Source organism: Amycolatopsis sp. NPDC021455 (assembly GCF_040640995.1).
GTDB lineage: Bacteria > Actinomycetota > Actinomycetes > Mycobacteriales > Pseudonocardiaceae > Amycolatopsis.
The window spans coordinates 21,838-34,427 of record NZ_JBFACT010000079.1; the positions used below are offsets into that span (position 1 = coordinate 21,838).

The window sequence follows — 12,590 nt, forward strand, 5'->3', positions numbered from 1 at the left end:
CGATGATCCGCCAGTCGCCGATAACGGTTCGGTGGCGCTGTGGCACCCTGGTGCGGTGGACCGGGTGAAGCAGGACGCGCGAGGCGAAGATCGCCGGGCGCCCCACCGCGCGTCGGCCCGCCGGACGCCCGACGCCGAGGAGCACCCCCGCACCGGGCAGTACCGCCCGTCGAAGAAGCCGGCCCAGCGTGTCGACGAGGACCGTTACCGCCCGGGCAGCAGGCGGACCACCGCCGAGCCGCTGAGCGCGTCGTGGAAACCGCAGGTCCCGGCCAAGCCGGAGTCGCAGGACCCGCCGCCGAAGTCCGGCCTCACGAAACTCACCAAGGCCTACGGCTGGCGCGTCTACGCGCTGCCGATCCTGGTGGTGCTGACCGTGCTCGTCGTGGTCAACACCGCCAACAGCCCGGCCCAGCCGATCGCCGAGCAGAGCACCGGCGGCGCCGCCGCGTCCGGCGTCGAGTCGGCGGGTGGCGACGGCTCCGGCGGCGCCATCGACGGCAACGGCGAGCAGGCCATCCCCGAGAACCCGGCGACCCCGGTCGACCTCAAGGTGCCGACCGCGGACCTGCCCGAAGGCATCCCGTTCACCCAGGCCGGCGCCGGCAAGTGGCACGTCGTCCCGGGCACCGGGCCGAAGATCGGCACCGGCAAGCTGTACACGTACACCATCGAGGTCGAGGACGGCATCGACCCGTCGAGCTACGCGGGGGACGACGCCTTCGCGGCCGCCGTCCAGGGCACGCTGTCGAACCCGACCCAGGGCTGGACCTGGGACGGCAAGATCGCGTTCCAGCGGGTGGACGGCAACTTCCCGAACCCGTCGTTCAAGGTGAGCCTCACCACGCCGGAGACCACCCACCGGCCGGACGCCTGCGGGTTCCAGATCAAGTTCGAGGCCTCCTGCTACCGCAAGAGCCTCGGCCGCGTGCTGATCAACCTGGCGCGCTGGGTGCGCGGCGCCAAGGCGTTCAACGCCGACATGACCGGGTACCGGCAGTACGCCATCAATCACGAGGTCGGGCACGCCCTGGGCAACCAGCACGTCGGCTGCGGTGGGGAAGGCCTGCCCGCGCCGGTGATGATGCAGCAGTCCTTCGGGGTCTCCGACGACTACGTCTCGATGCTCAACGACATCCCCGGCGGCGACAAGGGCAAGGTCGCCAAGGACGGCCGCACCTGCGTGCCCAACGCGTGGCCGAACCCGAAGCCGCAGGGCTGAGTATTCCCACCATCCGGACGTGGGAAGGCATATTTGCCTGCGCGCGTTGTGCATAGTGGGATGGACGCGATACGCGCGCGAGATGGAGGACCCATGTCAGCACTGCCGCCGCTCGTCGAGCCGGCTGCCGAGCTCACCAAGGAAGAGGTGGCCCGGTACAGCCGTCACCTGATCATCCCCGACGTCGGGGTGAACGGGCAGAAGCGGCTGAAGAACGCGAAGGTCCTGGTGATCGGGGCCGGCGGCCTCGGCAGCCCCGCGCTGCTGTACCTGGCCGCCGCCGGGGTCGGCACGCTCGGCATCGTCGACTTCGACGTCGTGGACGAGTCGAACCTGCAGCGCCAGGTCATCCACGGCCAGTCCGACGTCGGCAAGCTCAAGGCCGCGTCCGCGCAGGAGTCGATCGCGGAGATCAACCCGCTGGTCAAGGTGCACCTGCACACCGACCGGCTGGACTCGTCGAACGCGCTGGAGATCTTCGAGCAGTACGACCTGATCGTCGACGGCACCGACAACTTCGCCACGCGCTACCTGGTCAACGACGCCGCGGTGATCCTCGGCAAGCCGTACGTCTGGGGCTCGATCTTCCGGTTCGAAGGCCAGGTCAGCGTGTTCTGGGAGGACGCGCCGAACGGCAAGGGCCTCAACTACCGCGACCTCTACCCGGAGCCGCCGCCCCCGGGCATGGTCCCCTCCTGCGCCGAGGGCGGCGTGCTGGGCGTGCTGTGCGCGTCCATCGGCTCGATCATGGTGACCGAGGCGATCAAGCTCATCACCGGCATCGGCGAGCCGCTGCTCGGCCGCCTGATCAGCTACGACGCGCTGGAGATGAAGTACCGCGAGGTCAAGATCCGCAAGGACCCGGACACCCCGAAGATCACCGAGCTGATCGACTACGAGGCGTTCTGCGGTGTCGTGTCCGACGAGGCGGCTTCGGCGGCTTCCGGTCACACGATCACCCCGGCCGAGCTCAAGGCCAAGTTCGACAGCGGCGAGAACTTCGCGTTGATCGACGTCCGTGAACCGCACGAGTACGAGATCGTCAACATCAAGGGCGCGACGCTGATCCCGAAGGACCGCATTCTCTCGGGCGAGGCGCTGGCCGAGCTGCCGCAGGACAAGCCGATCGTGCTGCACTGCAAGTCGGGTGCCCGGTCCGCCGAAGCCCTCGCCGCCCTGCACGCGGCCGGCTTCAAGGACGCGACGCACCTCGGCGGCGGCGTGCTCGCCTGGGCGAAGCAGATCGACCCGAGCCTGCCGACCTACTGACAGTGGTGGTCCGTGAAGGCCTCCTTACCGGCTTCTTGCGCCGGTAAGGAGGCCTTCACGGCTTTTGGCCCAGGTCGGGAAACCGTGTGTGAGCAGCGCGTCTTCTCATTCGTGGAACACCCGGCCGGGTAACGTCACGCCCGTGCGGTCAACCCTCGAAAGTCCTCCGGCGCACGTCTGCGCGGCCTTCGGTGGCCCCGCCGACGGCGCCGGACGGCTGCCCGACTCGACGGCGTGGCGCTGCGGCGACCTCGTGCTCAAGCCGGTCACGGACAAGGTCAGGACGCTGTGGACCGCCCACGCGCTCGACTACGTCAACGAGCCGGGGCTGCGGGTCGCGAAGCCGGTCCGGTCCACCGACGGCCGCTGGATCGTCGGCGGCTGGACGGCGTCGCGGTTCGTCCCCGGCACGCCGGAGCACCGCGGCGACGCGTCGGTGCTGGCGGCGGTGAAGCTGCACCGGGCCACCACCGGCCTGCCGCGGCCGGACTTCCTCGACGCCCGAACCGACGTCGACGCGGTCGCCGACCGCGTGGCCTGGGAGGAACTCGAGGTCCCCCTGGAGGAGACGAAGGGCGGCCGCTGGTTCGAGGTCCTCGCCGGCGCCCGCCGCCCGATCCGGCTCCCGTCCCAGGTGGCGCACGGCGAGCTGCTGGCCGGGCTGCTCTTCGACGGTGACGACGTCCCCGGCGTGGTCGACTTCGTGCCGTACTACCGACCGGGCGAGTACGGCGCGGCGATCGTGGCGGTGGACGCGCTCGCTTGGGGTGGTGCGGGGCGTGACCTGCTCGAACGCTGGGCCCACCTGCCGGAGTGGCCGCAGCTCCTGCTGCGCGCGGTCCTGTTCCGGCTCGCGTCCAACGCGCTGAACCCGAGGTCGACGCAGGCGTCTTTGGACGGCCTGCGCGCGGCGGCCCGCGAGGTGTCCGGGGTCCTGTGACCGGCGGCAGGGTGTTCTGAGGTCGTTTGTGACCGACGTCGCAAGATCGGGCGTCATGTCCGGTTCGGGCCCGCTGACCTCCGGAGTCCCGGTCCGTGGACGGCGATCTCACCGGCCGGGCGGCGGAAACACCGCCGCAATGTCAACTGCCTGAAACATTCGGTCGAATCCGGTTAACACGGCCTCCTTAGCGTCAGGGCAAGCCCGAAACGCCGAGGAGGTGCCCGATGCCGCAGGTCGACACCCACTGCCCGTACTGCGCGCTGCAGTGCGGGATGAGCCTCGACGGCGCCCGCGTCACGCCGCGGGACTTCCCGGTGAACGCCGGTGGCCTGTGCCAGAAGGGCTGGACCTCCGGCTCCCTCCTCACCAGCCCGAAGCGGCTGACCACGCCGATGCTGCGCGTGAACGGCGCGCTCGAGCCGGTCAGCTGGGACTTCGCCCTCGACCACGTCGCGCGGAAACTCCGTGAAACGCAGGAAACGCACGGCCCGGACGGCGTCGCGATCTTCGGCGGCGGCGGGCTGACCAACGAAAAGGCCTACCTGCTCGGCAAGTTCGCCCGCGTCGCCCTCGGGACCTCGCAGATCGACTACAACGGCCGGTTCTGCATGTCCTCGGCCGCCGCCGCGGGGATCAAGGCCTTCGGGGCCGACCGCGGGATGCCGTTCCCCGTCACGGATCTGAAACAAGCCGACGTCGTGCTGCTCGCCGGGGCGAACCCGGCCGAGACGATGCCGCCGTTCACGCAGCACCTGCGCGGGACCGACCTGATCGTCGTCGACCCGCGGCGCACCCCGACCGCCGAGCTGGCGAGCCTGCACCTCGCGCCCGCGCCGGGCACGGACCTCGCGCTGGCGCTGGGCATCCTGCACGCCGTCGTCGCCGAGGGGCACCTCGATCAGTCCTATGTGGACGAGCGGACGAGCGGGTTCGCCGACATGTGGCGGATCGCCGCGAGCTGGTGGCCGGAACGCGCCGAGCGCGTCACCGGAGTGTCGGCCGCCGACATGCGCCTCGCCGCGGCGAAGCTCGCCGGCGCGCGCAACGCCTACGTCCTCACCGCCCGCGGCACCGAGCAGCACGCCACCGGCACCGCGACCGTCGGTGCCTGGATCAACCTCGCCCTTTCCCTCGGCCTGCCGGGCCGCCCGGGTTCCGGTTACGGCTGCCTCACCGGGCAGGGCAACGGCCAGGGCGGCCGCGAGCACGGCCAGAAGGCCGACCAGCTGCCCGGTTACCGCAAGCTCGACGACCCGGCCGCCCGCGAGTACGTCGCCGGCGTGTGGGGAGTCGACGCCGAAAGCCTGCCCGGACCGGGCCGCTCGGCCACCGAACTGCTCGAAGCGCTCGGCCAGGAGAACGGCCCGAAGGCGATGATGGTGTTCGGCAGCAACGTGGTCGTCTCGGCGCCGCGCTCGCAGCGAGTCCAAGATCGCTTGTCCGAACTGGACTTCCTGGTCGTCGCCGACTTCGTGCTGTCGGAGACCGCGGCGCTGGCCGACGTCGTCCTGCCGGTCACCCAGTGGGCCGAAGAGGACGGCACGCTCACGAACCTCGAAGGCCGGATCCTGCTGCGGCGCAAGGCTTTGACTCCGCCGCCGGGCGTCCGGTCCGACCTCGACGTCCTCAACGGGCTCGCGCTCCGGCTGGGGCAGCCCGAAGATCGGTTCCCGACCGACGCCGAGACGGTGTTCGAAGAGCTGCGGATCGCGTCCAAGGGCGGGGTCGCCGACTACTCCGGCGTCAGCTACGACCGGCTGCGCAACGGCGAGGCCCTGCACTGGCCGGTGCCGGAGAACGACCACCCCGGCACGCCGCGGATGTTCCTCGACGCCTTCGCCCACCCGGACGGCCGCGCGCGGTTCGTGCCGGTCGACCACACCGGCCCGGCCGAACTGCCCGACGACGAGTTCCCCTTGCAGGCCACCACCGGCCGCGTGCTGCAGCACTACCAGTCGGGCGCCCAGACCCGGCTCGTCCAAGAGCTCAACGAGGTCGTCCCGGAGGCGTTCGTCGAGGTCCACCCGGACACCGCCAAGCGCGCCGGGCTCGAAGAGGGCGACCGGGCACTGGTCCGTTCGCGGCGCGGCGAGACCGTCGCGAAGGTGCGGTTCGCCCAGAGTCTCAAGCCCGACTTGGTCTTTCTCCCGTTCCACTTCCCGGGTGAGCAGCGCGCCAACCTGTTCACCAACCCGGCGCTCGACCCGGTTTCCCGGATGCCGGAGTTCAAGGTGTGTGCCGTGTCCTTGTCTACCGTGGATGGTGCCGCATGACCCCCCGTGAAGTCGTCGTCGTCGGGTACGGCATGGCCGGCGCCCGCCTGGCCGACGAGATCCGCCGCCGGGACCCGATCGCCGAGCGCGTCCGGCTGACCGTGCTCGGCGCGGAGAAGCACGCCGCCTACAACCGGGTGCTGCTGTCCGCCGTCGTCGCGGGCGGGATGAGCGCCGAAAGCGTCCGCCTGCACGACGACGAGTGGGCTCAGCGGCACAACATCGACCTGCGGCTCGGCGTCGACGTCGCCCGGATCGACCGCGAGAAGCGCTGCGTCGAACTCGCCGACGGATCCACTGTGGACTACGACGCGCTCGTGCTCGCCACCGGCGCCAACCCGTGGATCCCGCCGGTCGAAGGCCTCGAAGCCGGCCCCGGCGTGGTCGCGTTCCGCAGCCTCGACGACTGCGCCAAGATCCTCGACGCCGCCCGCTACGGCGCGCCGGTCGCGGTGCTCGGCGGCGGCCTGCTCGGCCTCGAAGCCGCCCGCGGCCTGGCCGGGCGGGGCAACCAGGTGACCGTCGTGCACCCGCTCGGGCACGTCATGGAACGCCAGCTCGACCCGGCCGCCGGGCACGTCCTGGCCCGGCAGCTCACCGACATGGGCGTGACGTTCAAGTTCGGCGCCACCGCCGCCCGCTACCTGCCGGGCGACGGGCTCAAGCTCGACGACGGCAGCCTGGTCCCGGCCGACCTGGTCGTCGTCGCCGCCGGCGTCCGCGCCGAGACGCGCCTGGCCGCCGAAGCGGGCCTGGACGTCGACATGGGCATCCTCGTCGACGACACGCTGCGCACCAGCGACGGCCGCATCCACGCCCTCGGCGACTGCGCCCGTCACCCCGGTGCCCCGGCCGGGCTGATCCAGCCCGCCTGGGAGCAGGCATCCGTGCTGGCCGACGTCCTGACCGGGACGAACGCGGCCGCCCGGTACCGCGGCACCACGGCCGTCACCCGGCTCAAGGCCCGCGGCATCGACCTCGCCGCCCTCGGCGAGACCCAGCTGGAAGCATCCGACAACGGCGCCGAGGTGCTCACCTTCAACGACCCCAGCGGCGGGCGGTACGGCAAGCTCGTCGTCCGCGAAAACCGCGTCACCGGAGCGATCCTGCTCGGCCTGCCCGACGCGGCCGCCACGATCACCCAGTTCCACGACCGCGGGACGCCGTTGCCCGAAGACCGGCTCGCCGTCCTGCTGGGCCGGGCGCTGCCCAGCGGCAGCACCCCGGCGGCCAGCCCGGCCGACCTGCCGGCCACGGCGGTGATCTGCCGCTGCAACAACGTCACCAAAGGCCGGCTGATCGAGGCCTGGAAGGCCGGGGCCACCGACACTCCCGCACTGGCGCGGGCCACGCGAGCCACGACGGGATGCGGCGGGTGCTCCGACACCGTCGGCGGCATCGCGAACTGGCTCGCCGCGCAATGACCACCACGAACCGCCGCACGAAGGAGAACGCCGTGGCCCACCAAGGAAAGCACTGGATCGAACACTGGGAACCCGAGAACGAGGAGTTCTGGGAGTCCACGGGCAAGAAGATCGCCCGCCGCAACCTCTGGTTCTCGGTCTTCGCCGAGCACATCGGCTTCTCGATCTGGACCCTGTGGTCGGTCATCGTCCTGTTCATGGGCAAGGACTACGGCTTCTCCCCCGCCGACAAGTTCCTGCTGGTCTCGACGCCGACGCTGATCGGCGGGCTCATGCGGCTGCCCTACACCTTCGCCGTGGCGAAGTTCGGCGGCCGCAACTGGACGGTCGTGTCCGCGGTGCTGCTGCTGGTCCCGACCATCCTCGCCGCGGTCGTGCTGCACCCCGGCACGTCGCTCGGCACCTTCCTGCTCGTCGCCGCCCTCGGCGGGGTGGGCGGCGGCAACTTCGCCTCCTCGATGACGAACATCAACACGTTCTACCCGGAGAAGCACAAGGGCTGGGCCCTGGGCCTCAACGCCGGCGGCGGCAACCTCGGCGTCGCGGCGATCCAGCTGATCGGCCTGCTGGTGATCGGCACGGCGGGCGCGACCGCGCCGCGGCTGGTGCTGTTCATCTACCTCCCGCTGATCGTCATCGCCGCGGTGTGCGCGTACTTCTTCATGGACAACCTCGCCACCGTGAAGGGCGACACCAAGGCGATGCGCGAGGTCGTCAAGGAGCCGCACACCTGGGTGATGTCGTTCCTCTACATCGGGACGTTCGGCTCCTTCATCGGCTACAGCTTCGCCTTCGGCCTGGTGCTGCAGAACCAGTTCGGCCGCACCCCGCTGCAGGCGGCCGCGGTGACGTTCCTCGGCCCGCTGCTCGGCTCGCTGTCGCGGCCCGTCGGCGGCTGGCTGTCCGACCGGATCGGTGGCGGCAAGATCACCTTCGCCACCTTCATCGGGATGGCGGCGGCGACGGTCGTGCTCGTCCTCGCTTCGACGTCGAAGTCGCTGGGGCTGTTCACGGTCGCGTTCGTGGTGCTGTTCGTGCTGGCCGGCATCGGCAACGGCTCGACGTACAAGATGATCCCGGCCATCTTCCGCGCCAAGGCCAAGATCGCCATCGCGAACGGCGCCGAGGAAGCGGCCGAGCTGCTCAAGGCCCGTCGCCTCTCCGGCGCGCTGATCGGCCTGGCCGGCGCGATCGGTGCCGAGGGCGGCCTGTTCATCAACCTCGCGTTCCGGCAGTCCTTCGCCGACGCGAAGAGCGGCGTCCCCGCCTTCATCGGGTTCCTGGTCTTCTACGGGCTGTGCTTCGCCGTCACCTGGGCGGTCTACCTGCGCAAGCCCGCCGAACAGCCCACGAGTGAGCGCGGCCTGGCGCTCGCGGGAGCGGAGGTCTGATATGCCCACCCTGGTCGTCGCCGGACACGGCATGGTCGCCCATCGGCTCGTGGAGGCGGTGCGCGCGGAAGACCCCCAAGGGAACTGGCACATCGTCGTCCTGTCCGAGGAGCCGCGCCCGGCGTACGACCGGGTGGCGCTGACGTCCTATGTGGACACCTGGGACCCGGCGTCGCTGGCACTGCCCGGCTCGGACTACGCGGGCGATTCGCACGTCGACCTCCGGCTCGGTGAGCTGGCGGTTTCGGTCGACCGGGAGGATCGCACGGTCACCACGGCCTCCGGCGATGTCGTTTCCTACGACGCGCTCGTGCTGGCCACCGGCTCGCGGCCGTTCGTGCCGCCGGTGCCCGGGCACGACCTGGCCGGCTGCTTCGTCTACCGGACCATCGAGGACCTCGACGCGATCCGCGAGGCCGCGGTCGACAAGCCCGGCCGCGGACGACGCTCGGCCGTCGTCATCGGCGGTGGCCTGCTCGGCCTGGAAGCCGCGAAGGCGTTGCGGGACATGGGACTCTCCCCGCACGTCGTCGAGATGGCGCCGCGGCTGATGCCGCTGCAGGTCGACGAGGGCGGCGGCGCGATGCTGCGGCGGATGATCACCGACCTCGACGTGACCGTCCACACGGGAACGTCGACCGACGCGATCGAGGCCGACGGCTCGCGGCTGCTGGCCCGGCTCGGGAACGGCACCGAACTCGACGTCGACCTGGTCGTCTTCTCGGCCGGTGTCCGGCCGCGGGACGACCTGGCCCGGCAGTCCGGTTTGGACCTCGGGCCGCGCGGTGGCGTGCTGACCGACGCGTCCTGCCGCACCAGCGACCCGGCGATCTACGCGATCGGCGAGTGCGCGGCGGTCGAGGGCAAGGTGTACGGCATCGTGGCGCCCGGCTACGCGATGGCGGAGATCGTCGCCGCGCAGCTCACCGGCGGCAGTGGGACGTTCCCCGAGCCGGACACGTCCACGAAGCTGAAGCTGATGGGCGTCGACGTCGCTTCCTTCGGTGACGCGCACGCGACGACCGAAGGCGCTTTGGAAGTCGCCGTCAACGACGCCGTCGCCGGGACGTACAAGAAGCTCGTGGTCACCGACGACGGCAAGACGCTGCTCGGTGGCGTGCTCGTCGGCGACGCCACCGAGTACAACACCCTGCGCGCGCTGGTCGGCCGTCCGCTGCCGGCCGAGCCGGGCGCGATCCTCGCCCCGGCGGGCGGCGGCGCCGCGGTCGGCGTCGACGCGCTGCCCGACGCGGCGCAGATCTGCTCGTGCAACGCGGTGACCAAGGGCACGATCACCCAGGCCATCCACGAGGACGGCTGCGACACCGTCCCGAAGCTGAAGGCGTGCACCCGCGCCGGCACGGCGTGCGGGTCGTGCGTCCCGCTGCTGGGCAGGCTGCTCACCGCGGCCGGCGTCGAGCAGTCGAAGGCCGTGTGCGAGCACTTCCCGCAGTCGCGCGCGGAGCTGTTCGAGATCGTCCAGGCCACGCGGATCACGACGTTCAGCGAGCTGATCGGCCGCTACGGCACGGGCAGCGGCTGCGCGATCTGCAAGCCGGCGGTGGCGTCGATCCTCGCCACCCTCGGCAACGGGCACGTGCTCGGCGGCGAGCAGATGACGCTGCAGGACACCAACGACCGGTACCTGGCCAACCTGCAGCGCAACGGCACGTACTCGGTCGTGCCGCGGATCCCCGGCGGCGAGATCACGCCGGACAAGCTGATCGTGATCGGCGAGGTGGCGCGCGACTTCGGGCTGTACACGAAGATCACCGGCGGCCAGCGGATCGACCTGTTCGGGGCGACGGTGGACCAGCTGCCGCTGATCTGGCGCCGGCTCGTCGACGCCGGGTTCGAGTCCGGGCACGCGTACGGCAAGGCACTGCGGACGGTCAAGTCGTGCGTCGGGTCGACCTGGTGCCGCTACGGCGTCCAGGACAGCGTCGGGCTCGCGATCGAGCTTGAGCTGCGTTACCGCGGGCTGCGCTCGCCGCACAAGCTCAAGTCGGCGGTGTCCGGGTGCGCCCGTGAGTGCGCCGAGGCGCGGAGCAAGGACTTCGGCATCATCGCCACGGAGAAGGGCTGGAACCTCTACGTCGGCGGCAACGGCGGCACCACCCCGCGGCACGCCGACCTGCTGGTGTCCGACGTGGACACGGAGACGCTGATCCGCACGATCGACCGGTTCCTGATGTTCTACGTGCGCACCGCCGACCGGCTGCAGCGGACCGCGCCGTGGATCGAGGAGATGGAAGGCGGGCTCGACCACCTGCGCGCGGTGATCGTCGACGACTCGCTCGGCATCTGCGAGGACCTCGACGCGGCGATGGCCAAGCACGTCGACAACTACGCCGACGAGTGGAAGGGCGTCCTGGAGGACCCGGAGAAGCTGGCCCGCTTCACCTCGTTCGTCAACGCGCCGGGCGCGCCCGACCCGGCCATCTCGTTCCGCGAGGAGCGGCAGCAGAAAGTGCCCGTCATGCTCGGAGTCCCGGAGGTGCGGCGATGACGACGTCGATCGAACGAACCTGGACGGCGATCTGCCCGGCCGCTTCGGTCGCCGAATACTCGGGTGTCGCGGCGCTGCTCGGCGGCGACGTTCAGGTGGCGATCTTCCGGCTGCCGGGCGACCGGTGGTACGCACTGTCCAACTGGGACCCCTGCAGCGGCGCGGCGGTGCTTTCGCGCGGCATCGTCGGTGACGCGGGTGGCGTTCCGGTGGTGGCTTCGCCGGTCTACAAGGAACGGTTCGCGCTCGACAGTGGACAGTGCCTGGACGCTTCGGACGTTTCGGTCCCGGTGTACGAGGTGCGCGTGCGGGAAGGCGTCGTCGAAGTGGAGAGCCCGTGAGCGATGTGCTCCCACTGGCCGGTTTCGTGATCGGCATCACCGCGGCGCGCCGGGCTGACGAGCTCGGCGCGCTGCTGGTGCGCAAGGGGGCGAGCGTCCGCTACGGCCCGGCGATCCGGATCGTGCCGCTGACGGACGACACCGAGCTGCACGAGGCGACGACGAGGCTGCTTTCTTCATCGGTCGACGCCGTGGTCGCGACCACGGGCATCGGCTTCCGCGGCTGGCTGGAGGCGGCCGAGGGCTGGGGGCTGGGGGACGCGCTGATCTCGCGCTTGTCGTCGTCCGCGTTGCTGGCGCGCGGTCCGAAGGTCACGGGCGCCATTCGCGCGGCGGGGCTTTCGGAGTCGTACTCGCCGGCTTCGGAGAGCAACGCGGAGCTGTTGCAGCACCTGCTTTCCTCGGGGGTCGAGGGGATGCGGATCGCGGTACAGCTGCACGGCGAGCCGTTGCCGTACTTCGTGGACACGCTGCGCGCGGCCGGGGCGGAGGTCATCGAAATCTCGGTGTACCGCTGGGTCGGCCCGGTGGACCCGGGCCCGGTGGACCGCCTGCTGGACGGGGTACTGGACGGATCGATCCACGCGTTGCCGTTCACCAGCGCCCCGGCGGCGGCTTCATTGGTGGCCCTGGCCCGCCGGACAGGGCGGCTGCCGGGGTTGGTGTCGGCGTTGTCGGGCCCGGTGGTGGCGGCGTGCGTCGGCCCCATCACGGCGGCACCGTTGGCGGCACTGGGGGTGCCCACGGTCCAGCCGCAGCGGGCCCGCATCGGCGCCCTGGCCCGGACGGTGTCGGAGACGCTGGTGGCGCGGTCGCCCCGGTTGCGGGCGGGTGGGAGGTCGATCGAGCTGCGGGGGCAAGCGGCCATTGTGGACGGTGAGTGGCGCGAGGTGGCGCCGGCGCCGATGGCGTTGTTGCGGGCTTTGGCGGCTTCGCCGGGACGGGTGGTTTCGCGGCGGGAGCTGATTTCGGCGTTGCCCGGGGGTGGGGAGGAGCACGCCGTGGAGACCGCCATCGGGCGGCTGCGGACTTCGCTGGGGGGCGGGAAGGTGGTGCAGACCGTGGTGAAGCGGGGGTATCGGCTCGCTGTGGACGCCTGACCGCCGTCTCAATCGCCCCAATGTGGCGTTCGGGGGGGGGGGGGGGCCCCCCCCCCCCCCCCGCGGGGGGGGGGGGGGGCCCCCCCCCCCGCCGCCCGCGGGTTCTGTTACCCCCCCC

General features: G+C 71.3%; 9 protein-coding genes. All 9 read left to right on the forward strand.

The genetic code is table 11. The features are described from left to right. The first annotated feature begins 55 nt into the window (after positions 1–55). Positions 56–1,222 (forward strand): DUF3152 domain-containing protein, encoded by a 1,167-nt coding sequence (locus AB0G28_RS43150; RefSeq protein WP_361103486.1) that lies wholly within the window; start codon positions 56–58, stop codon positions 1,220–1,222. Between the two features lie 93 nt (positions 1,223–1,315). Then, positions 1,316–2,491, forward strand: coding sequence for an adenylyltransferase/sulfurtransferase MoeZ (gene moeZ / locus AB0G28_RS43155; protein ID WP_176172923.1), 1,176 nt, complete (start codon positions 1,316–1,318; stop codon positions 2,489–2,491). Between the two features lie 142 nt (positions 2,492–2,633). Beyond that, positions 2,634–3,431 (forward strand): TIGR02569 family protein, encoded by a 798-nt coding sequence (locus tag AB0G28_RS43160; protein ID WP_361103489.1) that lies wholly within the window; start codon positions 2,634–2,636, stop codon positions 3,429–3,431. A 227-nt stretch (positions 3,432–3,658) separates the two neighbouring features. Further along, positions 3,659–5,707 (forward strand): molybdopterin oxidoreductase family protein, encoded by a 2,049-nt coding sequence (locus AB0G28_RS43165; RefSeq protein ID WP_361103491.1) that lies wholly within the window; start codon positions 3,659–3,661, stop codon positions 5,705–5,707. Next, positions 5,704–7,131, forward strand: coding sequence for an FAD-dependent oxidoreductase (locus AB0G28_RS43170; protein ID WP_361103493.1), 1,428 nt, complete (start codon positions 5,704–5,706; stop codon positions 7,129–7,131). The genes AB0G28_RS43165 and AB0G28_RS43170 overlap by 4 nt, the downstream gene beginning before the upstream one ends. After that, entirely contained in the window at positions 7,128–8,522 is a 1,395-nt protein-coding gene (locus tag AB0G28_RS43175; protein WP_361103495.1) for a nitrate/nitrite transporter, read from the forward strand. Before AB0G28_RS43170 ends, AB0G28_RS43175 begins: the two co-directional genes overlap by 4 nt. Before the next feature lies 1 nt (position 8,523). Beyond that, positions 8,524–11,031: a nitrite reductase large subunit NirB gene (gene nirB / locus AB0G28_RS43180; protein ID WP_361103497.1), complete on the forward strand. Its 2,508-nt coding sequence runs from the start codon at positions 8,524–8,526 to the stop codon at positions 11,029–11,031. Further along, entirely contained in the window at positions 11,028–11,372 is a 345-nt protein-coding gene (gene nirD / locus AB0G28_RS43185; RefSeq protein ID WP_361103499.1) for a nitrite reductase small subunit NirD, read from the forward strand. The genes nirB and nirD overlap by 4 nt, the downstream gene beginning before the upstream one ends. Continuing rightward, positions 11,369–12,472 carry a uroporphyrinogen-III synthase gene (locus tag AB0G28_RS43190; protein ID WP_361103501.1) on the forward strand — a complete coding sequence of 368 codons (1,104 nt, stop codon included), beginning with the start codon at positions 11,369–11,371 and terminating at the stop codon, positions 12,470–12,472. Before nirD ends, AB0G28_RS43190 begins: the two co-directional genes overlap by 4 nt. Positions 12,473–12,590 lie beyond the last annotated feature (118 nt).

Bases quoted from the DNA above. Each gene is read 5' to 3' on its own strand.
- moeZ (WP_176172923.1), top strand. From the start codon at position 1,316: ATGTCAGCACTGCCGCCGCTCGTCGAGCCGGCTGCCGAGCTCACCAAG.
- AB0G28_RS43165 (WP_361103491.1), top strand. From the start codon at position 3,659: ATGCCGCAGGTCGACACCCACTGCCCGTACTGCGCGCTGCAGTGCGGG.
- AB0G28_RS43170 (WP_361103493.1), top strand. From the start codon at position 5,704: ATGACCCCCCGTGAAGTCGTCGTCGTCGGGTACGGCATGGCCGGCGCC.
- AB0G28_RS43175 (WP_361103495.1), top strand. From the start codon at position 7,128: ATGACCACCACGAACCGCCGCACGAAGGAGAACGCCGTGGCCCACCAA.
- nirB (WP_361103497.1), top strand. From the start codon at position 8,524: ATGCCCACCCTGGTCGTCGCCGGACACGGCATGGTCGCCCATCGGCTC.
- nirD (WP_361103499.1), top strand. From the start codon at position 11,028: ATGACGACGTCGATCGAACGAACCTGGACGGCGATCTGCCCGGCCGCT.